This window comes from Arthrobacter sp. K410C, from assembly GCF_059090105.1.
The window spans coordinates 81,436-103,941 of the sequence record NZ_JBNHFJ010000009.1; the positions used below are offsets into that span (position 1 = coordinate 81,436).

The following is a 22,506-nucleotide window of genomic DNA, read 5'->3' on the forward strand; positions in this document are numbered from 1 at the left end:
GAGCAGACATGTCCGACATCCCATTCATGACCGCCACTGACCTCACCACTTCCATGCGCAACGGAACCTTATCCGTCACCGAAGTCCTAGCGGCCCACATCGACCGCATCGAACAGACCAATCCAAAGGTCAACGCCCTCGTCGCCATGGACCTGGACCAGGCCATGGACCAGGCCGCGCAGCTCGATCGACAGTGGAGCAGGACCACCGACAAGGGACCCTTATACGGGCTACCCACCGCACATAAAGACATCCTGCCCACAAAGGGGATCCGCACCACCCGCGGTTCAAAACTCTTCGCCACGGACGTGCCCGCCGTTGACCACATCGTCGTCGAACGCATGAAGAAGGCCGGGGCGCTCACGCTGGGAAAAACGAACGTGCCCGAATTCGGGTTAGGCTCCCACACCTACAACGACGTCTACGGGCTCACCCGCAACCCCTACGACCTGGCGAAGAGCGCTGGCGGAAGCAGCGGAGGTGCCGCCGCAAGCCTCGCAGCGGGCATGATCCCCATCGCGGACGGAAGCGACACCGGTGGCTCGTTACGCAACCCAGCCTCCTTCTGCAACGTGGTCGGGCTACGGCCCACACCCGGACGTGTACCCTCATGGCCCGAAAGCGCTGCATGGGGGCGGCTGTCCGTCAAAGGCCCAATGGCCCGCACAGTACAGGACACTGCGCTGTTGCTTTCCGTGCTCGCCGGACCGGACCCCAGGAGTCCACTGTCTCTGGAAACCCCGGGGCAGGCCTTCGCCGGTCCTCTCACCACAGATCAGCACGGTACACGCATTGCATGGTCGGCAGACCTGACCGGCTCTGTCCCCGTCGCCCCGGAGGTGCTCGACTCGCTGCGTCCCGCACTTCAAGCCTTCACGGATCTGGGCTGCCATCTGGAAGAAGCAGCCCCGGACCTCGCAGGTGCCGACTCAGTATTCAATACGCTGCGGGCATGGCAGATCGAGTACACCCTCGGGCCCCTGCTCGACCGCAACCCGGGCCAATTCAAGAGCGATGCAGTGTGGAACATCGAGCAGGGGCGGCGTCTCACCGGGAATGACATAGGAAAAGCTGAAATAGCGCAGACAACGCTTCACCACACCATGCGCCTGTTTTTCCAACAGTATGACTTCCTCATCACCCCGGTCAGCCAGGTGGCACCATTCGACGCTGAACTTCCCTACCCGCAGGAAATCCATGGTCACGTCATGGACAACTACCTGGAATGGATGAGACTGCCATCGATAATCTCGGTAACCGGCTGCCCCGCCATATCGGTGCCTGCCGCCTTCACACCCGCCGGGCTGCCCATCGGACTACAGATCATCGCACCACCCCGGGCAGAAAAGGCTCTTTTGCAGATCGCCTACGCATTCGAGCAAAGGAACGGTGCCGGGGCGCGTCGCCCTGATGCCCGGTCTTTGGAGATGACCACCACCCCTTGAAAGAACCCGCGCAGAATGGACAAATCGAGCGATCAGCAACGGAAGCCCCACCACAACGTCCTCGAACAAATGGTGCCCGCATCTTACGACCGGACTCTGCCCGGAACTAAACAAGGACAACGCAATGACCACCGCAGCGACCACTTCGCTCCCGACCCATGCCCTCGGCTCCGGCCCGAGCGTCTGGACGGCCGTCGCCGGCTGAATGCTGGTGACAAAACAGGGCAACGAACAGCAGCATCGCATGCGCAGCCTGCAAACCAAGCAACAGAAGGAAAATCCCTATGAGCGCAGAATCCACCCACCGCACCGAAGGCCCGCTGTCGGGCTACCTCGTGGTGGACCTGAGTCGGGCCCTCGCCGGACCCCATGCCGGCATGATGCTGGCCGATCTCGGGGCGCGCGTCATCAAGGTCGAAAGCCCGGACACCGGAGACGATACGCGCGGCTGGGGACCGCCGTTCGTGGGTCCCGAGGATGATCTCCAGGCCACATACTTCCTGTCCTGCAACCGCAACAAGGAATCCATCGCCTTGGACCTGAAGAGCGATGACGGCCGGGCGGTCCTGCGGGAGATGTTGGAACGGGCGGACGTGGTGATCGAGAACTTCCGCCCAGGCGTACTGGACCGGCTTGGATTCTCGGCCGCGGAAATGCACGCCCTCAACCCGGCACTGGTGGTCCTGTCCATCACTGGCTTCGGGCACGACGGCCCCGAATCCCGGCGCAGCGGCTATGACCAGATCCTTCAGGGCGAGGCCGGCCTGATGTCCCTGACCGGATCCGGCCCGGAGGATCCGCAGCGCGTGGGAGTGCCCATCGCGGACCTGCTCTCCGGCATGTACGGGGCGTTCGGGACGCTCGCCGCGCTGCTGCAGCGCGAACGCAGCGGCCTGGGGCAGATCGTCCGCACCTCCTTGCTCGCCGCACTGATCGGGGTCCACGCCTTCCAGGGCACCCGGGCGACGGTCGCCGGCGAGGTCCCGAAGGCCCAGGGCAACCACCACCCCTCCATCGCCCCCTATGGCCTGTTCCACTGCCGGCAGGGCCGGGTGCAGATCAGTGTGGGCAGCGAAAAACTATGGGCCACGTTCGCCGCGGCATTCGGGATCAACGCCGCCCGGCCTGAGTTCGCCAGCAACGCGGACCGGGTGCGCAACCGGGAGAAAGTTATTGAAGAGGTGGAGCGGGTGTTCTCCGACTTTGAGGCCGAACCCCTGCTGGCCAAGCTCTACCAGGCCGGCATTCCGGCGGGCAAAGTCCGGACGCTGGACGAAGTGTATGCCTGGGACCAGGTTCACTCGCAGGGACTCGTGATCGACGTCGACCACAAGATCCTCGGCAATGTGAGCCTGCCCGGCCCGCCGCTGCGGTTTTTCAGCGCCGCGGACACTGCCGAAACGACGCTGAAGACGCATACTGCCCCGCCGCTGCTGGACCAGGACGGGGAGCAGATCCGGCAGTGGCTTGGTCTGGTCTCCGAAGCCGGCGCCGGACGCGCCGGGCGCGCAGCCGCCGGAACAGGCCAGGATGAGGAACGCCGCTGAGGATGCCGACACAACAGAAGGTCCGTCACCTGAACGCCACTGAACTCATCGCTACGGTGCTGGATCCCGGCTCCTACCGGAGCTGGGACGGCACGGTCGTGGACCCTGACCCGGGTCCCGAATACCGGCAGGAGCTGGCGGCGGCCCGGGCTAAAACCGGCGTGGATGAATCCGTCCTGACCGGTGAGGGCCTCATCCGCGGCCGCCGGGTGGCCGTCATCGTCAGCGAGTTCCGTTTCCTGGCCGGCTCCATCGGGCTCGCGGCCGCCGAACGGATCGTAAACGCCGTCGAACGGGCAACGCAGGAAGGGCTTCCGCTGCTGGCTGGACCTGCCTCCGGCGGCACGCGTATGCAGGAAGGCACCATCGCCTTCCTGTCCATGATCAAAATTAGCGCGGCCGTGCGGGCACACCGGCAGGCTGGGCTGCCATACCTGGTCTACCTCCGCCATCCCACTACTGGCGGCGTCATGGCATCCTGGGGATCCCTCGGGAACATCACAGTGGCCGAACCTGGCGCCCTGCTGGGATTCCTGGGACCCAGGGTCTACGAGGTGCTCTACGGCATCCCCTTCCCAGAGAATGTCCAAGTGGCAGAGAACCTCTTCGACAAGGGGCTCGTGGATGCCGTTGTCCCGCCCTGGCAGCTGTCCGACGTCATTGACCGGGCTTTGAGCATTCTGGTCACCGGCCCAAATCCGCAGGTCGCTCCGCCTCGGACGCTGTCTGTGAAACCGTCGGAGGCCGGCGCTTGGGCGTCGATTGAAATCTCCCGCAATCCGCGGCGCCCGGACTTGCGCCAGTTGCTGGCGCACGGGGCCCGGGATGTGCTTCCGCTCAACGGGACGGGACAGGGCGAGAAAGACCCGGGCCTGCTTCTGGCACTGGCCCGCTTCGGCCAAAAGTCCTGCGTGGTGATCGGCCACACCCGGCCGCGGCCCTCCCAGCAGACGGCGATGGGTCCGGCGTCACTTCGCGAGGCACGCCGTGGCATGCGGCTGGCTGAGGAGCTCGGCCTGCCACTGCTGACAGTCATCGATACCGGTGGCGCTGCGCTGTCCAAGGAAGCCGAGGAAGGCGGCCTTGCAGGCGAAATCGCGAGGTCCCTGCATGATCTGATCGGGCTCAGCTCGCCCACAGTTTCCGTGCTGCTCGGCCAGGGCGCAGGCGGCGGTGCGCTGGCCCTGCTGCCGGCAGACCGGACCATCGCGGCCCAGCACGCGTGGCTGGCTCCGCTCCCGCCCGAAGGCGCCAGCGCCATCGTTCACCGGAGCACAGACTTCGCGCCGGCCATGTCCGAAGCCCAAGGCGTCAACGTTGCGTCCCTCTTCGCCAACGGGCTTGTCCAGCACGTCATTGACGAGCGCGGCGACGCAGCACTGGAGGCCAAGGCCTTCTGCCAGCGGCTGGGGCAGGCCATCGAGTACGAACTTGTCACCCTGTCCTCAGCCGGCATCGGCGAGCTGCTGCCGCAGCGGCTCAATAAGTACCGCAACCTCGGCCTGCCCACCTCCGCTACCGGAGCTCAGGCATAACCGGTGCGCAAGCCTCATCCGTCGTTCTGCCTCCGCTTCGAGGGGACAACACCCAGAGCCGGCTTCCACAGCATTGCCACCCACGCGATGAGCCGGGCAAGCGATGTCTCACCACGCTGTCCTGGAACCTTCGGTTTGTTGGGGCCTCCATGAGTGGCCGGTGGAACTGCAGCCAAAGCAGAAACGTGCAGAGAGCCAAACCCCGACAGGCCGCCCGATGGGCCAGCCGCTAAACAACGCACGTTCCCTCAGACGACATAAAACCAAGTCAGGTCCGCCTCAGAAGTAAGGTCTCACCATGGAACCCTCAGATATAACTTTCCGCACTCGAAAGTGGGTGCGGCCAGAAGACTTGAACGCGAACGGCACCTTGTTCGGTGGGAGCCTTCTCAGATGGATCGATGAGGAAGCAGCAATCTATGCCATCCTCCAGCTCGGCAATGGCAGGGCCGTGACGAAGTACATTTCGGAAATCAACTTCGTCAGCTCCGCTGTGCAGGGTGACCTCATAGAAATGGGTCTCACGGCAACGAAGTTCGGTCGGACCTCACTGACCATGCGAGCAGAAGTCCGAAACATGATCACGCGGCGAAGCATTCTCACAATCGAGGAGATCGTGTTCGTGAATTTGAACAGCGAGGGCAAGCCCGAACCCCACGGCTACATAGAAATCACCTACGACAGAGACAGAATTCCGACGCATCACTTCACAAAAACACTGCAAGGCTAGCGGAGAAAACTCACATTCGTTCCAGTTGGCTTGCAGGTTCTAGGCGACTCCCCAACCCGTTTACAACGCGCCGATTATGAAGATTCTGTCAACCCGAGTCGGCCGGGCAAACGCGTGCTTGCTGATCACGCGGCCGGAAGTGGTGGCGACTCTGATCGGTCCATGGCTGGAGTAGGGAGCCGTCGGGGTAGCTCCCTGGCAGCAGTAGCGGTGGATAAACCTATGAGAATTGTCCCCGGCTGTGGACGGGCGGACCTGACTTCTCGTTCGAACGTAGATCAGTTCCGGTTGTTGCTAGGACCAAGGCAAGGGGCCGTGTGTCGGCTTGGAGTTGCCGCTGTGGAAGGCTGACAGTTATGGACAGCTCATCTCGGGAACATGACCTCGTTCTCTACGGAGTGACGGGTTTCGTTGGCCGACTGATCGCCGTCTACGTCGCGGAGCATGCACCGGCCGGTATGCGAGTCGGGCTCGCGGGCCGGTCGAGGTCCAGACTCGGGGCGGTTCGGTCGCAGTTGCCGGTCGCGGCGCATGGATGGGCCTTAATCGAAGCCGACTCGGAGGACGCGGACTCGATCGCCGCTCTGGCCGCGGGCACACGCGTGCTCTTGACAACCGTCGGTCCATACGCGAAACACGGACTACCCGTCGTCGACGCCTGCCCACGGGCCGGTACCCACTACGCCGACCTCGCGGGCGAGGTGTCCTTCATTCGGGAGGCGATCGATCGCTATGACGCTCTGGCCAGGACGAGCGGGGCCAGGATCGTGCACTCCTGCGGCTACGACTCCGTGCCGTCCGACCTCGCTGTACTGCTGCTTCATCAGGCGGCAGAAGCCGATGGCGCTGGCGGTTTGGTCGAGGTCCAACTCGTTGCTACGGCCAAGGGTGGCATTAGCGGAGGCACGCTCGAATCGATGCGCGGGCAGCTCGACGCGATGCGATCGAGCACCGCCCTGAGGTCATTAGCCGCGGACCCCTACGCTCTGAGCCCCGACCGCACAAGGGAGCCGACGACACAACAGCCTCCTGACGCCGGCCCCGTGCGCCGTTCCGAAGACGGCACCTGGACCGCGCCTTTCATCATGGCCCCGTTCAACACCCGGATAGTGCGCCGCAGCAACGCATTGCAGGGTTGGGCCTACGGCCGCTCCCTTCAGTACGGCGAGGTGATGGGGGTGGCCCCCGGACCGGCAGGAGCGGTCATCGCCAGGGCAATGGCACTCGGGCTTCGGGCATTCACGGGCGCGATGGCGTTCCCGCCGACCCGGCGGGTGCTCGACCGCTGTCTTCCGGCACCAGGTGCGGGTCCGAGCACCAGCATGCAGCGCGCGGGCTGGTTCCACTCCCAGGTGACCGCCCGCACCGAGGACGGGCACCGGTACCAGGCGATTGCTGCTGGCCCCGGTGATCCCGGCTATGCCGCCACCGCCGTGATGGCAGGGGAGACTGCACTCGCTCTTGCCCTCGACGGTGACCGGCTGCCGACCGCGAAAGGGTCGCTGACACCGGCCACTGCACTCGGCAACGTGCTCATAAAGCGACTCCGTGCGGCCGGCCACACGTACGAGGTAACCAAACTCGTCTGAACCAGATCCTGCACTCGACGGCGCAGGGAGGGGAGCGTGGCTCACTCCACCTTGGCCTGGCGCAGGTACTGGTAGACCGTTTCCCTGCTGATCCCGTAGTCGCGGGCAAGGACGGCTTTCGGGACACCGTTGCCGGCCCGCTGGACCAGTTCGGCGGCCCGTTCCGGCGTGAGGGTCTTTTTCCGCCCTTTGTAGGCGCCGCGCTGTTTGGCCAGGGCGATCCCTTCCCTCTGGCGTTCCCTGATAAGGGAACGCTCGAATTCGGCGAACGCGCCCATGACGGAGAGCATGAGGTTGGCCATGGGGGAGTCCTCGCCGGTGAAGACCAGACTCTCTTTGACGAACTCCACCCGCACGCCCTTGCGTGTCAGGTTTTGGACAAGAGCACGCAGGTCATCGAGGTTCCGGGCCAGCCGGTCCATGCTGTGCACCACCACGGTGTCCCCATCTCGCGCGAACCGCAGCAACTCTGTAAGCTCTGGCCTCGCGGTGTCCCTGCCCGAGGCCTGATCCATGAAGACCCGGTCCAGAACCTGGCCTTCGAGCTGGCGCTCCTCGTTCTGGTCCAGCGTGCTCACGCGTACGTACCCGATCCGCTGTCCAGTCACCGGTGCCTCCAACCTCGTCCTGTCAGGTTGAGTTCTTGGCCCCTCTCAGAAAAAAGTCAAGGCATGCGCCCCGGTTCGTCAGGTTTGGTGTACCCCAACTGACAGCGGAAGTTGATTCTCCGCCCCGCTAGCGGCGGAACGCGATCGTCTCGTTTGAGGCCTCCGGGCCTTGAAGGGGGTAGAGCTTCTGGAAGAACCTGCCCTCCCAGCTCTCCTTTTAGGGCAAGTAGATGTTGAAGTTGGCATTCGTTCCATCGAAGTGTCCGGACACCTTCCGATGGGCACGGGAGTAGTGACGTCGGTTTAACTCAAGTGCCGTCCGTGTTGGTCACGACTAGGCTAGGTCTAGTTCATGCGTCTGCCCGTACGGCACCGTCCGAGATAGGGCGACGGTAAATCTGCCGTAATGATGGCGCGTGATGAGCACACCACTGGTTTTTTCAGCTGTGGCTGCCTGTATAGCTGTTCTCAGGGCTAGTGTCAGCTGAGTTTCCTTGTCTTCACGGTTCTGAACGTGCAGCTCAGCAATGATCTTTTGCATGGTTTTTCCTCTTATTTACCGTCAAGACCTGTTATTGGTGCTAAGCCTCAGCTGGAACTGGGGCGTGCGGGCCAGTACGCCGGAGTGGACCAGCACGTGCCGTTCCGCGTCATGCGTTTTACAACTACCGGCACCAACTAAACGCAAGTTCGAGGGCGAGCAGCTGCGGAAACAGCGAGGAACAAACCTAGGGCCGCCGTCACCACGGGAAGGCACAGCTAAAGCCAAAAAGGCCCACAGGGGGAGCAAGTGTCCACGATCTCTATCCTCACGGACGGAGAAGGCGTGTCATCGGCGACGAACATTGCCATCAAACCCGGCACAAGAAGTGCTTATGCGACGACAAGCGGGGAGGCGGGAGGGTGGACAGTCGCCTTCGAGGACCTCGCCGACGGCATTAGCCATTCGAACGGTGGGTAGCCACGGCTCGGAAGGGTCGACCGTGCCATTGGGGCTGACGCCTCGAGTACCGTCGGCCGTGACAGGGGGAGCACACCAAGTGAGTGTGCTCCCCCTGTCGTCTAGATTACTTTTCGTTGATCTTGGTGGTGAAGGTCAGGGGAAGGTTAGCCGAGGAGTTGCCGACGAAGATTTGCCGGTTCCCTGTGCCAAGTTCCCAGGTCTGGGTGGCGGTGTTCCACGAGGAGAACTCCTTGAGGGGGATGGTGATTTCTACTCGTCGGTTTTCGCCGGCTTCCAGGCCCAGTTTCTGGTAGCCGATGAGTTTGCGTTCGACCTGCGGAAGAGCTAGTTCGGCGCTGGGACCCGCGTAGACCTGTACGACTTCTTCACCGGCGCGTGTGCCGGTGTTCTTCAGGGTAAGGCGGACGGTGACGCAGCGCTGAGCGCCCTCCTCGGAAACGAGTGAAGGGGGCCAGCGTCAGGATCGAAGGCTGGTAAACGCCGTCGGTGACCAGGTCACGCCAGGAAACCAGGCCGGCAACTTATCGAAGGAGCTTTCCGCTGGAACCCCTTACGACCAATTCCGTATCAAGGTACCTGGTGGAAGGAGCGTCTTCCGGGCCCTTGAGAGCTCTCAATAGCGAGCTCGCTGCCTCAATGCCGCAAGTTTCCATGGGAGTGCGAACAGTCGTCAGGCCGGGTGTCGTGAAGTCTGCCCCGAAAATGTCGTCGAATCCTACGATGCTGATCTGGTCCGGCACAGCATAGGCTGCAGCTTGCAGTTCTTGCATGAGTCCTATGGCCAGTAGGTCGTTGAAGGCAATAACGGCTGTAGCTCCACTGCTGACAACAGCACGTGCAACTGCCCGCCCCCCCTTGATGGTTGGGCTCTCGGATTCCATCTTGATGGCCTGAATCCGTGACCATTCGCAAGCTGATTTGACACCCTGCCAGCGGCGATTCGTCATCCACGAGGCGCTCGGCCCTGCAATGAAGGTGATCTTGTCGTGTCCCAGACCCACGAGGTGGCGGACGGCCTCGCCCAAGCCCTTGTCCACATCGGGCAGGACGCAAACAATGCCCTCCACATCGCGGTTTACGACCACAACGGGCTTTTCTTCCGCCAAACGACGGATGTGATCGTCATCCATTCGCGGAGCCGCCAGGATAAGCCCGTCAACGCTGGTCAGCATGCGCTGGGCTGCGGAAAGTTCCTGCTCAGGAGACTCTGCAGATTCGGCGAGAATGACAGAATAATCACGGCCGGCAGCAGTGGACTCTGCTCCGCGTATCGTGCCAAAGAACGTCGGGTTGGCGATGTCAGCAACGATAAGACCGATGGTGTTCGTCCTCCCGGTAGGGAGAGCTCTGGCAAAAGGGTTGACCTTGTAATTCAGTTCGGCGGCAGCATCCTCGATAAGTTTCCTCGTCCCGGCACTCACCCGGCCCGGCTTGCTAAGAGCCCTGGAGACGGTGGACGGGTTGACCCCTGCCAGCTTGGCAATGTCATAGATTGTGGCGTTGGGCTTGCCCGCCTTGCCATCGGCTTTGCCTCGAGGAAACTCGGCCTCAACTTCAGGGGCAGGAAGTTTAGTCATGCCCCAATGATATCTGCTCAGGCAGCAAATCCCATCCGGTTGCCAAAAAATTGATTGGTTCCCCCGGATGCCGCTTCTCGACGACCGGGGCTGGTCAGTCTGATATCGCGTTCTTTAGGGCATCCCACACAAACCACGGCCATGGCAACCGGTTGACAGACTCGTCGTGCTGCGCCACGATTGGTGCCATGCCTCAGTCTCTCGCCCATCCAGACCGGCTCCTGCCCGCTGACCCCGGAATGCGGAGCATCGCCCGCGATCTGCTGGCGCGCGTCCAGGACTTGCCCATCATTTCTCCCCACGGCCACGTTGACGCCGCCGTCATCGAGCACAACAGCGCATTCCCGGACCCGGCAGCGCTGCTTGTCAGCCCCGACCATTACGTCACCCGTTTAATTCACGCGAGCGGCGTTGACCACAACCTGCTGCGCCCGCAGACCGGTGCGCAGGGCGACCCCGCTGCGGCTCCGGATGCACGGACGGTCTGGCGCGAGTTCTGCAAGGCCTGGCCACTGTTTGAGGGAACCGCCTCGGGCTACTGGCTCCGTAATCAATTCCAGAGTGTTTTCGGTCTCCAGCAGGAGCTGAGCGCGGACAGCCCGGACGCCAGCTATGACGCAATTTCCGCACGGCTGCAGGAGCCTGGTTTCCGCCCCCGGGAGCTCTTCAAGGACTTCAACATCGAAGTGCTGGCCACCACTGATGATCCTCTCGACAGCCTTGCCAGCCACCAAGCCATCGCCGCGGATCCCTCGTTCCACGGCCGGGTCCTCCCCACCTTCCGTCCAGACCAGTACCTCGACATCAACCACCCCCAGTGGCAGGACAACGTGGAGCGGCTCATCGCAGCGGCCGGCGATGGCGGCACCGGCTACGCCGGGTACATCACTGCGCTGGAGAACCGTCGCCGGTATTTCGTGGAGAACGGGGCCGTCTCGGCGGACCATGGTGTCCGCACGCCCGCGACGCTCAAGCTCAGTCAAACAGACGCAGCTCGCCTTTTTGAGCGGGCCCGCTCCGGCAACGCAACGCCGGAGGACCGGGACGCATTCGAAGCCCACATGATGTACCAGATGGCGCGGATGTCCGTGGAGGACGGCCTGGTTATGACCATCCACCCAGGTTCATACCGCAACCACCACGAACCCACGTTCAACACCTTCGGTGCGGACAGCGGCCACGACATCCCTTTCGCGATCAACTACACCGAGGCAATCCGGCCCCTGCTGCAGGATTTCGGCACCGCCAAGGACTTCCACCTGGTGCTGTTCACCTTGGACGAAACAGTCTTCTCCCGCGAACTCGCGCCCCTCGCCGGGTTCTACCCGTCAGTTTATCTAGGCGCTCCGTGGTGGTTCCTTGACGCCCCGGACGCTATGCTCCGCTTCCGCTCTGCCGTCACCGAGACCGCTGGATTCTCCCGGTCCTCCGGCTTCATTGATGACACCCGCGCGTTCTGCTCCATCCCGGCCCGGCATGACGCCTCCCGCCGCATCGAGGCTTCTTTCCTGGCCCGATTGGTCGCAGAGCACCGGGTGAGCGAGGACCGTGCCCACGAACTCATCGTCGACCTTGTCGACGCCTCACCCCGAAGGGTCTTCAAGCTGTGACGAGGGAAGTTGACTTCCCGGTTCCTACGCCTGTGAAGATACCAAAGCTCAGCCGGTCCTTGTGGCCATCGCCCACGCCTCCGGTGCGAATTGTCCACCTTGGCCTAGGTGCCTTTCACCGCTCACACCAAGCCTGGTACACCCAACATGCAGGTGATGCTGCCGAATGGGGTATTGCCGCCTTCACAGGACGGCGTCCCGACGCTGCAATCGCCCTCGTGGAACAGGACGGATTATTCACTCTCGTGGAACGAGGTGATGCCAGCGACACCTTCGAGGTCATTGGCAGCATTGCGGAAGCGGTGGACGGCGCCGACGGTGGCAGGCTAAATGCCCTGATCGCTGCAGCATCCACCGCCATCGTAACGTTGACAATCACCGAAGCCGCCTACGGCCTCGGCCCGGACGGCCGCCTAAACCCCTCCGCCCCGCATGTTGCCGCGGACCTTCAGGAACTGCGGGCCGGTGCTACCGGGAGACCCGCCACGCCGGTCGGCCGCTTGGTCCGTGCCTTGGCTGAGCGCGAACGTGCCGGCGCCGGTCCACTCGCCGTCGTCTGCTGCGACAACCTGTCCAACAACGGCATCGTGGCACGCAATGCCGTGGTGGGTATGGCCGAAGCATGGGACCCGGAGCTCGCAGTCTGGATCGGGGACAACATCAGCTTTGTCAGCAGCTCAGTGGACCGCATCACACCGCGGACCACTGAGGCCGACGTCCAGGCAGTGAGGAATGTCTGCGGCTACCTGGATAACTCCCCGGTGGTGGCCGAGCCTTTCCGCAACTGGGTCCTCAGTGGCCGCTTTCCGGCCGGGCGTCCGCGGTGGGAAGACGCGGGTGCGGTCTTCGTGGATGAGATCGAACCCTACGAAAACCGCAAGTTATGGCTGCTCAATGGCGCACATTCCCTGCTGGCTTACGCGGGCCACCTTCGCGGTCATTCCACCGTTGCCGGAGCACTGGCAGATACTGTGTGCCGGTCCGCCGTTGAAGGTTTTTGGGATGAGGCGGAAGCGAACCTCGCTGGACCGGCAGCGCAGCATGGTGCCGACCTGCAGGTTCCGGCCTACCGGGCGGAGCTGCTGGCTCGGTTCCGCAACGCCCGGATGGCCCACAACCTCGCGCAAATCGCCACGGACGGCAGCACCAAGCTGCGGATGCGTGCCGTTCCGGTGCTCAAAGCTGAGCGAAAGGCGGGACGGTCGGGAGCTGGTGCTGCGCTCATGATCGCAGCCTGGATCGACTATTCCGTGTCGGCTGCTGTGCTCCAGGATTCGCTGGCAGAGGCTGTTGCAGCCGCCAACCTGCTGAGGGGCACGCAGCGAGTTCGTGCCCTGTTGGAACTTGTCGATGCTGAATTGGCGGCCGATGCCGCTGTCGTTGATCTCGTCGCTGGTCAATGCGGCGCCTTTTCCCTGCCCAATCAAAATTCGAATTGAACCTGAGGCTTCCTCAGAAAGGACCTGCTGTGAAAATCATTGCCGCCGACGTGTTCGTGACCAGTCCCTCGCGTAACTTCGTGACCCTCCGGATCACCACCGAGGACGGTGTGACAGGTATCGGTGACGCTACCCTGAACGGCCGCGAGCTCGCCGTTGCCGCCTACCTGAAGGAACACGTTGCGCAGTTGCTGATCGGTAAGGACCCGCACCGGATCGAGGACACCTGGCAGTTCCTCTACCGCAGCTCCTACTGGCGCCGCGGCCCGGTCACCATGGCCGCGATCGCCGCCGTGGATATGGCGCTGTGGGACATCAAAGGCAAAATGGCCGGCATGCCGGTGTACCAGCTGCTGGGTGGTGCGTCCCGCAATGGCCTGCGTGCTTACGGCCACGCCTCCGGACTGGACCTTCCCTCACTCTTCGATTCCGTCCGTGAGCATCTGGAACTGGGGTACAAGTCGATCCGGATCCAGACCGCGGTTCCCTCCCTGAAATCCATTTATGGGGTGGCTTCCCAGGTCCAGGCCACAGGCGAACGTTACGACTACGAGCCCGCCGGGCGGGGCGCGTTTCCGGTGGAGGAGGACTGGGATACCCGCGCGTACCTCCGCCACCTGCCCTCGGTGTTCGAGGCGGTGCGGAACGAGTTCGGGCCCGAGATCCCGCTGCTGCATGACGGTCACCACCGGATGACGCCGATCCAGGCCGCGAAGCTCGGCAAGGCACTGGAGCCGTATGACCTGTTCTGGCTGGAGGACTGCACCCCGGCGGAGAACCAGGAAGGCCTGCGCCTGGTCCGCCAGCACACCACCACCCCGCTGGCCATCGGTGAAATCTTCAACACCGTGTGGGACTACCAGACCCTGATCAAGGAACAGCTGATCGACTACGTCCGGGCGGCGTCCACCCACTTCGGCGGGATCTCACCCTTGAAGAAGGTCATGGATTTCGCCGCGCAGTACCAGATCAAGTCCGGCTTCCACGGCCCAACGGACATCTCCCCGGTGGGCTTCGCCGCGCAGCTGCACGTGGGCCTGGCCATCCACAACTACGGCATCCAGGAATACATGCAGCACTCGGACAAAACCAACGAGGTCTTCGAGCAGTCCATGGCGTTCGTGGACGGCTACCTGCACCCCGGCGACAAGCCCGGCATCGGCGTGGAATTCAACGAAGAAGCCGCAGCAGCCTACCCGTACCAGCAGGCCTACCTGCCCTACAACCGCCTCATCGATGGAACGGTCCACGACTGGTGAACACTTCCAACGCCCACACCGGGCCTAAGCTCCGCGTCATCGTGATGGGGGTCTCCGGCTGCGGCAAGACCACCATCGGCGACCTCGTAGCCCGCGAACTCGGTGTCCCGTTCCTGGACGGTGATTCGCTCCACCCGGCGGAGAACGTCGCCAAGATGGCGGCCGGCACACCCTTGGCGGACGAGGACCGCTGGCCCTGGCTCGCCACTGTGGGTTCCGAACTGGCCACGGCAGGGGACGGCGGACTAGTACTGGCCTGCTCCGCGCTCCGCCGCAGCTACCGGGACGCGATCCGCCAACAGGCACCGGACACCGTCTTCGTGCACCTGCACGGCACCAAAGAAGTGCTGAAGGCACGCACCGAGGGCCGGACGGGGCACTTCATGCCGCCGGCGCTGCTCGATTCCCAACTCGCCACACTGGAACCACTCGAAAAGGACGAAGCCGGCATCGTCGTCGACATCGCCGCCCCCGTCCAGCAGATCGTGGCCGAGGCGCTCACTGGGATTGCAGGGTGACTCTGGCAGCTGAACAGGTGTAGTAGCTGCCCGGCCTAATCCAGAGGTCCCCCGCCCCTTGATTAAAGGGACGGGGGGTTCTTTGTTGGTAGTCATACTGGGATTTTGGTTGGCACTCATCTGCACGTCCGCGCCCTTGCAACGACCTTGGTTCAAGGGGTCAATAAGCCACAGCATCCAAACGTTAAACACGGGCAACCGCCGTCGTGATGTACGACGGAGGTTGCCCTGTTTGTGTCTGTTATCGCGCCTGGGCGCCGGGGTTATTCCCGGCCGCTGAGCTGGAGGACCTGCTTGAAGAGTCCGGAGTGGTCCAGTGCGCCGTCGCCCTGGTTGACGGTGGCGGCGACGAGCTGGGCGACGACGGCGCCGAGGGGGACGGCGACGTTGGCTTCGCGGGCGGCGGAGGTGACGATGCCCAGGTCCTTGTGGTGCAGGGCGAGGCGGAAGCCGGGGTCGAAGTTGCGGTCGAGCATCTTCTGGCCCTTCTGGTCCAGGACCTTGGAGCCGGCCAGGCCGCCGCCGAGGACCTTGAGGGCGGCGTCGGTGTCCACGCCGTAAGCCTCGAGGAAGGCGATGGCCTCGGCGAGGACTTCGATGTTGACGGCGACGATGAGCTGGTTGGCTGCCTTGACGGTCTGGCCGGAGCCGGAGGGGCCAACGTGGACGATGGTCTTGCCGACGGCGTTCAGGACGTCCGAGGCTGCGTCGAAGTCTTCCTTGTCGCCGCCGACCATGATGGAGAGGGCTGCGTCGATGGCGCCCTGTTCGCCGCCGGAGACCGGGGCGTCGAGGGGGCGGATGCCTGCTTCGCGGGCTTCGTCGGCGAGGCGCTTGGCGACGTCGGGGCGGATGCTGGACGCGTCGATCCAGAGGGTGCCCTGTTTGGCGTTGGCGAAGACGCCGTCTTCGCCGCTGACGACGCCCTCGACGTCGGGGGAGTCCGGGACCATGGTGATGACGACGTCGGCGTCCTTGACGGCGTCAGCGATGCTGGTGGCGCCCTTGCCGCCTTCGGTGACGAGCTTGTCGATCTTGTCCTGGCTGCGGTTGAAGCCGGTGACGCTGTGGCCGGCCTTGACCAGGTTGATGGCCATGGGCAGGCCCATGATTCCGAGTCCAATAACTGCAACGTTGCTCATAAGACTTTCTTTCACGTTTTGAGGATGGATTAGGCAGCTAGATGCTCCCGGAAGTTAAGGGCTGCTTGTCCGCTACCGGAAAACCGGGTTTTCCACTGGGGCCGGGAGCTCGGCAGCGGCAGCTGAGGGCTTGCGGTTGCCGATTTTCCGCCAACGGGCGCGAAGCGCGTGTGCCGCTGCCTTGGGCTGCCGGGTGCGGGTGAAAACGCCCTTCTTGTTACCGTCAACGCGGTGAATGCCGTTGCTGGTCTGGAAATCCGCGAAGTTCCATACCTGTTCCCCCACGAATTGCGGAAATTCGTCGAAGACACGATGATGCATGTCCAGGAAGGCTGTCTGGTATTCCTCCGACCAGGGCTGATCCCATACAGAATGAACGCCCGGCTGCGTGTCGGCACCGTACTCGGTCATCATGATGGGCTTGTCGACCCGATCAATCCAACCCTGAATATCCATCCGGAGATACTTCTCTGCGGACTCCAGGTCTCCGCTCATGACATACCAACCGTAGTAGCGATTCAGGCTTACAACATCGAAGAGGTCAATGATCTGGTCATTTTTGAACGTGGCAAACATGACGATTGCGTAGGTGAGAGGCCGGGTATGATCGAGTTCCCGGGCCAATTCCACCAGCGGCGAGAAGTACTCGCGTGCTCCGTCCTCGTTGGAAGCGGGTTCGTTGGCGATACACCACATGACAACGCTTGGGTGGTTCTTGTCCCGGGAGATGAGCTCTCGAATGTGCTGGGCATGTGCCTCTTGGGTCTGGTCATTGAAGGTGTCAGCTGAAAACGACGGCGTAGTAGGTTTTCCTGAAAGCCCGCCCTGGACACCGAGGTTCAAGCCAACTGCTGCTGTTTCGTCGATGACCACGATGCCGTGCCGGTCCGCGAATTCCAGTACTTCCTCTGCGTAGGGGTAGTGGGAGGTGCGGAATGAGTTTGCACCGATCCAGTCCATGAGCTCGAAGTCGTGCACCAGGTAGGCATTGTCATGGCCCTTACCGCGAACGGCAGTGTCCTCGTGTTTGCCAAACCCGGTGAAGTAGAACGGCTCACCGTTGATCAGGAACTCCGTTCCACGGACTTCTACAGTCCGCACTCCAAAGCTTTCGGTGTAGGAATCGACAACTTCCTCACCATCCAGGAGTTCAATGAGCAACCGGTAAAGGTACGCGGCGCCAGGCTGCCAGAGCCTCACTGCATTAACTTCAAGGGATCCCTGCAGCCCGTTGGATGTCCCAACCTGCACTCCCTCTTCATCCAAGACCGTAACCCTGGCTTCTGCTACGCCGTTTGGCTGAAGGTTGTAGGAGACGATGCCCGTTGTCCCATTGACCTCCGTCGTGATTGTTACGTCCTGGAGATAGGTCCGCGGCGTGCTGTAGAGCCAGACTGATCGGGCAAGGCCGGCATAGTTGTAAAAATCGTGAAGGTACGACTGGGTCCGGCGGCCGCTCTGCGACACGGAAATGGTACCCGGCGGAATGGTCACGTTGGTGAGCTCGTTGCCTACTCCTACGGTCAGCCGGAACTCCTCACCCGGAGTAACGAAGTCGGTGATGTCGGCATCAAAGGGTGTGTAACCGCCGACATGTTCGGCGACCTTGGTGTCGTTGACATAGACCCGGCTTTCATGGGTTACTGCATCAAAGCGCAGGACGATTCGGTCTTCTGCCCAACCTCGTGGGACACGTACCGCCTTTTGGTAGTAAACCCAGCCCACATGGTTCCGGACCTCGGGGGAAACAAACTGATCGTTGTAACTGGCCGGTACGGCGGCTTCAAGCTTGGTGTCCAGGGTGCGGGTCCAAGGCGCCTCGCCGGCTTCGGTATCGAGGGCAAAGAGCCATAATCCGTCCAGGTTGACCAGCTCGCGGGTTGGTGTGGAACGGGGTTTAAGCATCGAGGTCTCCTGGAAGTTCAAGAATAGTTGGGTTTGGTTTTGCAGCGTCGTTAGCTGCTGAATGCCTGGGCCAGTTCAGTTTGGGACCGAGAGCAGTTCGCTGCTCAGGGCGTCCAGGACTGCCTGTCCTATTTCGGCGTCCTGGTCCGGAGTTCCACCAGCGATACCCAAGCCGCCGAGGTGCTTTCCGTCCAGGGTCAGCGGGAAACCTCCGCGGATGTTCGTGAGCAGGTTCCCCGTTCCCATAGGGAGGGCGGTTGCGAAATCGCCTTGCATCCAGCCGCTGGGCCTCCGCGATGAGGCTGCAGTGTTGGCTTTCCGCCGGCTCGTTTCCACGCTGTGTGGCATGGACCCGTCGGCCCTCCCGAAAGCCACCAGACCCATGGTGGGGTCAACCACGGTGACTGATACTAGTACGCCCCGCTTTTCCCCTTCTTCCACTGCCAAGGAAACAGCGCGGGCGGCGGCGGCATAGCTTACCGTGACTGATTCAACGTAGTACTTTTCCATGTCTAGCTCCTGCCGTGGGTTCAGTTGTGGATGGTCATCGCGGCGGCCTGGGAAAATTTCGATTTGGCCTCCCGGCGCCGCTTGTGCAGGAGGGGTTCGGTGTAGCCGTTGGGCTGGTTCCTTCCTTCAAACACCAAATCCTCGGCGCACTGGAATGCAATGCTTTCCTCGAAGGTGGGTGACATGGGGCGGTACAGCGGGTCAGAGGCATTTTGTTCATCGACGACGGCGGCCATACGGCGCATGCTTTCGTGCACCTCCTCTTCGGTCACCACTCCATGGCGCAGCCAGTTGGCGATGTGCTGGCTGGAAATGCGCAGGGTCGCCCGGTCCTCCATTAGTGCCACGTTGTGGATGTCCGGGACCTTCGAGCACCCGACCCCGTGGTCGACCCAGCGCACCACGTAGCCAAGCAGCGATTGCATGTTGTTGTCGAGTTCCTCCTGGCGCTCTGAGGGCGACCAGTCGGGGTGAGTGGCGACAGGCAGTGTCAGTATGTCCTCGAGGGTGCCACGCCTGCCTTCACCGGTGATTTCGTGTTGCCGGGCCTGTACGTCTACGCGGTGGTAGTGGATGGCGTGCAGGGTCGCGGCGGTGGGAGAAGGGACCCATGCGGTAGTGGCCCCGGCCTTGGGGTGCGCAATTTTTTGGTGGAGCATATCGGCCATCAGGTCCGGCATGGCCCACATGCCTTTGCCAATCTGGCCGTGGCCTGGCAACCCTACTTCAAGACCGATATCGACGTTCTGATCCTCATAGGCTGAAATCCACGCCTGGTTGCGCATCTCTGCCTTGCGGACAGAAGGCCCAGCCTCCAAGGAGGTGTGGATTTCGTCCCCGGACCTGTCCAGGAAGCCGGTGTTGATAAAGACCAGCCGCTCCTGTGCCTCCGCTATGCAGGCTTTTAGATTCACCGTGGTCCGCCGCTCCTCGTCCATGAGGCCGAGTTTGAGGGTGTTCGGTGGCAAGCCAAGGAGGTTCTCCACTCGAGCGAACAGTTCCACTGCGAAGGCCACCTCGGACGGTCCGTGCATCTTTGGCTTGACGATATAGATGGAAGCTTCGGATCCGTTTCGCCGCGGGCTTGAAGGGTTCCGGCCCGGGAGCGCAGCCAGCGCGGTGATGACCGCGTCCATGATGCCTTCCCCGATCTCCTTTCCTGCAGCATCGAGTACGGCGTCAGTGGTCATGAGATGGCCGACGTTGCGGACAAAAAGCAGTGCCCGTCCCGCTTTAAGGACGTCGCCTGCTCCGTCTGGAGAGGTGTAGCGGCGGTCGTCGGCCAGTTGCCGAACCACCAGTTCGTTGCCTTTTTCGAAGGTGTCGGCCAGGTCACCTCGGTTGAGTCCCAGCCAATTTCGATAACAGACAATCTTGTCCTCGGCGTCAACCGCCGCTACGGAGTCCTCGAAGTCGACGATGGTGGTGATGGCCGATTCCATGATGACGTCGGAGATACCGGCCGCGTCCCTCCGGCCGACTTCTGTCGCGTGATTGATGGTGATCTCGACGTGAAGGCCATGGTGGCGCAAAAGGATCGCCGTCGGGGAATCCGGTGTGCCTGTGTAGCCGGCCAGAAGTCCGGGCTGGACCAGGTTGCTGACGGTCCCGTCTGAAAGTTCCACGGCCAGCGAACCGTCCCGTACCGTGTACCTCACGGAGTCCGCGTGGCGTCCGGACGCCAGCGGAAAAAATTCGTCCAGCAAGCCGCGAACATAGGAGACAACAAGATCGCCCCGTGCTGAATCGTAAACCCTGGATTTGGTGGCCGGTGCCAGCGCGTCGGTCCCGTAGAGGGCATCGTACAGAGAACCCCACCGTGCGTTGGCGGCGTTGAGCGCGTAACGAGCGTTCGAGATGGGCACCACCAGCTGCGGGCCTGCAACGAAGGCAACTTCATCGTCAACACCAGTGGTCACCACTTGTGCGTGGTCCGGCTCGGGAAGGATATAGCCGATACTTTCCAGGAACGACCGGTACGCGACGGGATTAACGGGAGCCGGATTCTCGGCATGCCATGCGTCGATTTGTGCCTGGAGTTCATCGCGCCGCGCGAGCAACTCACGGTTCCGCGGCGCCAAGTTCTGGACAATATCTGCGAATCCCCGCCAGAAGTTGTCTGGCTCGATACCAGAGCCAGGCAACGCTTCGTTCTCAATAAAGCGGTGCAGTGCAGGATCTACCGCAAGGCCGGAAACGTGGATGCGATCTGCCTGTGTCATCAGAGTCCTGTCCTGGTGGAGCCGGAAGTACCGGCGGCGAAAATGGTGCCGGGGTTGAGAATTCCTGCCGGATCAAGGGCGCGCTTCACGTTGTGCGAGATCTCAAGCAGGTCTTCGCCGATTTGATCCACAAGCCACGGCCGCTTCAACCGGCCCACGCCGTGTTCACCGGTGATCGTGCCTCCCAGCTGAATGGCTAGATCCATCACTTCTCCGTAAGCGAGGTAGGCGCGTTCCTTCATGTCGGCGTCCTCGGGGTTGAAAACAATCAAGGGGTGGGTGTTGCCGTCGCCGGCATGGGCGATAAAGGCAATGACCACCTCCCGGGCTTTGGCGATCTCCTCAACGCCGAGGATGAGTTCTCCAAGCCGAGGGATGGCGACACCCACGTCTTCAAGCAGCAATGTGCCCATTCGTTCCACGGCAGGGATCGCGATCCGGCGTGCCTGGGCAAAGCTTTCACCTTCCTGCTGGTCTGCGACTTCGAACGCCTCGAAGGCGCCGTGCCGCTGGAAGGCCTCCAGCATGATGGTGGCTTCCGCACCGCTGGGGCTTTGGTCATCAGAGCGCGCAACTACAAGGGCGGCGGCGTGCCGGTGCAACCCCATGCCGAGCTCGTCTTCGACTGCATTAATCGATGTGGCGTCCATGTACTCGAGCATTGAGGGGCGAATACTTGATGCGATATCGAGGATCGCCCCGGCAGCCTCCCTGCTACTGGAGAACCAGCCGATCACCGTCCGTGCAGGCGGCGCTGGCGGCAAAAGGCGCAAGGTCAGCTCCGTGATGATGCCCAGCGTTCCCTCGCTACCTACGAAGAGCTTAAGCATGGACAGCCCTGCCACGTCTTTCAGCCTGGGGCCTCCCAGGTTTACGACCCTGCCGTCAGCGGTAACGACTTCCATGCCCAGGATGTAGTCGGAAGTAACTCCATACTTGACGCAACACAAGCCGCCTGCATTGGTAGCAGCGTTACCGCCGATAGTGCAGATTTCATAGGACGCAGGATCCGGCGGATACCAGAGCCCTTCCTGTGCAGCAGCTGCCTTTACCTCAGCATTGAGGAGTCCAGGCTGCACGACGGCAGTACGGGTGATGACGTCGATGTTGATGTTGCGCATCCGCTCGGTGCTCAGCACGATTCCGTTGCTGAGGGCAGTTGCTCCGCCCGAGAGCCCGGTCCCTGCACCGCGGGGAACGACCGGCACCTGGTGTTTAGCCGCCCACCGCATAGTGACTTGAACCTGCTCGGTGGTTGAGGGCAACACGACCGCCAAGGGTATACCCGCGGCGGGATCCAGTGCCCGGTCCTGTCGGTAGGGCTCCATAAGACCGGGATCAGTGCACACAACATCTGACGGCAGTGCGAGACGGAGTTCGTCGAGAGCCACGGGTCCGCCCGAAAGGGCCTGGTCCTGTGCAGGGGATGCGTGGGTATCGATGGCTGTATCCTGCAAATTCGCAGCTTTCGACATGTCGTCTTGCTCCTTGCGTCAATGTTGATGAATGTGTGCCGCGCACGCGGGTTGAAGTGGGATCAATGGGGCTAAGCCCCATGCAGCCGCTTTTTGCCAGTGCAAGACAGCAGAAGGTGCTGGGTAAGTTGGGTTGGCGCAGCTTGTTCGAGCTGATGCCATCCGACCCGGTGCCACCATCTCCGTGCGGGATGCGCGAACAGACGAAGCCGTCGCCGACGGGTTACCCTGCACAGTCGGTCGACAGCCGCGCATTGAAACTGATGGCACCGCGACCCCTTTGTCGATTGCTTCTACCAATACCTTGATGGCTTGAGGTCCGCGGTAACGCTGCCTGCCGATACCGCATAATTTGAAGTAAAGCATGCCCGAACCCGTTTGACAACCGCTTGCCGAATGCGGGGCGAGGAGCGCGCAAGCGCGGAACAGCG

Annotated in this window: 18 protein-coding genes; 9 read left to right on the forward strand and 9 right to left on the reverse strand. The window is 62.3% G+C overall.

Features of this window, described 5'->3' with window-relative positions; all coding sequences use genetic code 11:
- Positions 1-8 precede the first annotated feature (8 nt).
- From AC5RU7_RS13910 to AC5RU7_RS13930, 5 genes are all read left to right on the forward strand, one after another.
- Entirely contained in the window at positions 9-1,445 is a 1,437-nt protein-coding gene (locus AC5RU7_RS13910) for an amidase (RefSeq protein ID WP_494052718.1), read from the forward strand.
- 284 nt (positions 1,446-1,729) lie between these two features.
- A complete protein-coding gene (locus AC5RU7_RS13915; RefSeq protein WP_494052719.1) occupies positions 1,730-2,992 on the forward strand; it encodes a CaiB/BaiF CoA transferase family protein in 1,263 nt (420 codons plus the stop codon).
- A gap of 2 nt (positions 2,993-2,994) precedes the next feature.
- The gene (locus AC5RU7_RS13920) at positions 2,995-4,527 is read left to right on the forward strand and encodes a carboxyl transferase domain-containing protein (RefSeq protein ID WP_494052720.1); all 1,533 of its coding nucleotides are present in this window, start codon (positions 2,995-2,997) and stop codon (positions 4,525-4,527) included.
- Between the two features lie 298 nt (positions 4,528-4,825).
- Positions 4,826-5,257 (forward strand): acyl-CoA thioesterase, encoded by a 432-nt coding sequence (locus tag AC5RU7_RS13925; protein ID WP_494052721.1) that lies wholly within the window; start codon positions 4,826-4,828, stop codon positions 5,255-5,257.
- A gap of 356 nt (positions 5,258-5,613) precedes the next feature.
- A complete protein-coding gene (locus AC5RU7_RS13930) occupies positions 5,614-6,846 on the forward strand; it encodes a saccharopine dehydrogenase family protein (RefSeq protein WP_494052722.1) in 1,233 nt (410 codons plus the stop codon).
- A gap of 41 nt (positions 6,847-6,887) precedes the next feature.
- On the opposite strand, the gene AC5RU7_RS13935 is transcribed toward AC5RU7_RS13930, so the two are convergent.
- The 4 genes from AC5RU7_RS13935 to AC5RU7_RS13950 all read right to left on the reverse strand — a co-directional run bounded on the left by AC5RU7_RS13935 (position 6,888) and on the right by AC5RU7_RS13950 (position 9,995).
- The gene (locus AC5RU7_RS13935; RefSeq protein ID WP_494052723.1) at positions 6,888-7,454 is read right to left on the reverse strand and encodes a recombinase family protein; all 567 of its coding nucleotides are present in this window, start codon (positions 7,452-7,454) and stop codon (positions 6,888-6,890) included.
- Between the two features lie 334 nt (positions 7,455-7,788).
- The gene (locus tag AC5RU7_RS13940; protein ID WP_494052724.1) at positions 7,789-7,995 is read right to left on the reverse strand and encodes a hypothetical protein; all 207 of its coding nucleotides are present in this window, start codon (positions 7,993-7,995) and stop codon (positions 7,789-7,791) included.
- Between the two features lie 526 nt (positions 7,996-8,521).
- Positions 8,522-8,812, reverse strand: coding sequence for a fibronectin type III-like domain-contianing protein (locus tag AC5RU7_RS13945; RefSeq protein WP_494052788.1), 291 nt, complete (start codon positions 8,810-8,812; stop codon positions 8,522-8,524).
- Positions 8,813-8,939: 127 nt separating this feature from the next.
- Positions 8,940-9,995 carry a LacI family DNA-binding transcriptional regulator gene (locus AC5RU7_RS13950; RefSeq protein WP_494052725.1) on the reverse strand — a complete coding sequence of 352 codons (1,056 nt, stop codon included), beginning with the start codon at positions 9,993-9,995 and terminating at the stop codon, positions 8,940-8,942.
- Positions 9,996-10,183: 188 nt separating this feature from the next.
- On the opposite strand from AC5RU7_RS13950, the gene uxaC reads away from it, so the two are divergent.
- From uxaC to AC5RU7_RS13970, 4 genes are read left to right on the forward strand one after another with little or no spacing between them, the layout of a single operon-like run.
- The gene (gene uxaC / locus AC5RU7_RS13955) at positions 10,184-11,605 is read left to right on the forward strand and encodes a glucuronate isomerase (RefSeq protein ID WP_494052726.1); all 1,422 of its coding nucleotides are present in this window, start codon (positions 10,184-10,186) and stop codon (positions 11,603-11,605) included.
- A gap of 32 nt (positions 11,606-11,637) precedes the next feature.
- Positions 11,638-13,044 carry a mannitol dehydrogenase family protein gene (locus AC5RU7_RS13960; protein ID WP_494052727.1) on the forward strand — a complete coding sequence of 469 codons (1,407 nt, stop codon included), beginning with the start codon at positions 11,638-11,640 and terminating at the stop codon, positions 13,042-13,044.
- Positions 13,045-13,073: 29 nt separating this feature from the next.
- Positions 13,074-14,303, forward strand: coding sequence for a D-mannonate dehydratase ManD (gene manD / locus AC5RU7_RS13965; RefSeq protein WP_494052728.1), 1,230 nt, complete (start codon positions 13,074-13,076; stop codon positions 14,301-14,303).
- Positions 14,300-14,821 carry a gluconokinase gene (locus tag AC5RU7_RS13970; protein ID WP_494052729.1) on the forward strand — a complete coding sequence of 174 codons (522 nt, stop codon included), beginning with the start codon at positions 14,300-14,302 and terminating at the stop codon, positions 14,819-14,821. The genes manD and AC5RU7_RS13970 overlap by 4 nt, the downstream gene beginning before the upstream one ends.
- A gap of 263 nt (positions 14,822-15,084) precedes the next feature.
- On the opposite strand, the gene AC5RU7_RS13975 is transcribed toward AC5RU7_RS13970, so the two are convergent.
- The 5 genes from AC5RU7_RS13975 to AC5RU7_RS13995 all read right to left on the reverse strand — a co-directional run bounded on the left by AC5RU7_RS13975 (position 15,085) and on the right by AC5RU7_RS13995 (position 21,928).
- Positions 15,085-15,963 (reverse strand): 2-hydroxy-3-oxopropionate reductase, encoded by an 879-nt coding sequence (locus AC5RU7_RS13975; RefSeq protein WP_494052730.1) that lies wholly within the window; start codon positions 15,961-15,963, stop codon positions 15,085-15,087.
- 72 nt (positions 15,964-16,035) lie between these two features.
- On the reverse strand, positions 16,036-17,868 hold the full coding sequence (uidA, locus tag AC5RU7_RS13980; protein WP_494052731.1) for a beta-glucuronidase: 1,833 nt from the start codon (positions 17,866-17,868) through the stop codon (positions 16,036-16,038).
- Positions 17,869-17,943: 75 nt separating this feature from the next.
- Positions 17,944-18,378 (reverse strand): GlcG/HbpS family heme-binding protein, encoded by a 435-nt coding sequence (locus tag AC5RU7_RS13985; protein WP_494052732.1) that lies wholly within the window; start codon positions 18,376-18,378, stop codon positions 17,944-17,946.
- Between the two features lie 20 nt (positions 18,379-18,398).
- Complete coding sequence (locus AC5RU7_RS13990) at positions 18,399-20,600, reverse strand: malate synthase G (protein WP_494052733.1); 2,202 nt, start codon at positions 20,598-20,600, stop codon at positions 18,399-18,401.
- On the reverse strand, positions 20,600-21,928 hold the full coding sequence (locus AC5RU7_RS13995; protein WP_494052789.1) for an FAD-binding oxidoreductase: 1,329 nt from the start codon (positions 21,926-21,928) through the stop codon (positions 20,600-20,602). The genes AC5RU7_RS13990 and AC5RU7_RS13995 overlap by 1 nt, the downstream gene beginning before the upstream one ends.
- Positions 21,929-22,506: the final 578 nt, after the last annotated feature.

What these genes read in the sequence shown, in the direction of transcription:
- AC5RU7_RS13910 (WP_494052718.1), top strand. Translation starts at nt 9, where the DNA reads ATGTCCGACATCCCATTCATGACCGCCACTGACCTCACCACTTCCATG.
- AC5RU7_RS13915 (WP_494052719.1), top strand. Translation starts at nt 1,730, where the DNA reads ATGAGCGCAGAATCCACCCACCGCACCGAAGGCCCGCTGTCGGGCTAC.
- AC5RU7_RS13920 (WP_494052720.1), top strand. Translation starts at nt 2,995, where the DNA reads ATGCCGACACAACAGAAGGTCCGTCACCTGAACGCCACTGAACTCATC.
- AC5RU7_RS13925 (WP_494052721.1), top strand. Translation starts at nt 4,826, where the DNA reads ATGGAACCCTCAGATATAACTTTCCGCACTCGAAAGTGGGTGCGGCCA.
- AC5RU7_RS13930 (WP_494052722.1), top strand. Translation starts at nt 5,614, where the DNA reads ATGGACAGCTCATCTCGGGAACATGACCTCGTTCTCTACGGAGTGACG.
- AC5RU7_RS13940 (WP_494052724.1), bottom strand. Translation starts at nt 7,995, where the DNA reads ATGCAAAAGATCATTGCTGAGCTGCACGTTCAGAACCGTGAAGACAAG.
- AC5RU7_RS13950 (WP_494052725.1), bottom strand. Translation starts at nt 9,995, where the DNA reads ATGACTAAACTTCCTGCCCCTGAAGTTGAGGCCGAGTTTCCTCGAGGC.
- uxaC (WP_494052726.1), top strand. Translation starts at nt 10,184, where the DNA reads ATGCCTCAGTCTCTCGCCCATCCAGACCGGCTCCTGCCCGCTGACCCC.
- AC5RU7_RS13975 (WP_494052730.1), bottom strand. Translation starts at nt 15,963, where the DNA reads ATGAGCAACGTTGCAGTTATTGGACTCGGAATCATGGGCCTGCCCATG.
- uidA (WP_494052731.1), bottom strand. Translation starts at nt 17,868, where the DNA reads ATGCTTAAACCCCGTTCCACACCAACCCGCGAGCTGGTCAACCTGGAC.
- AC5RU7_RS13985 (WP_494052732.1), bottom strand. Translation starts at nt 18,378, where the DNA reads ATGGAAAAGTACTACGTTGAATCAGTCACGGTAAGCTATGCCGCCGCC.
- AC5RU7_RS13990 (WP_494052733.1), bottom strand. Translation starts at nt 20,600, where the DNA reads ATGACACAGGCAGATCGCATCCACGTTTCCGGCCTTGCGGTAGATCCT.
- AC5RU7_RS13995 (WP_494052789.1), bottom strand. Translation starts at nt 21,928, where the DNA reads ATGGAGCCCTACCGACAGGACCGGGCACTGGATCCCGCCGCGGGTATA.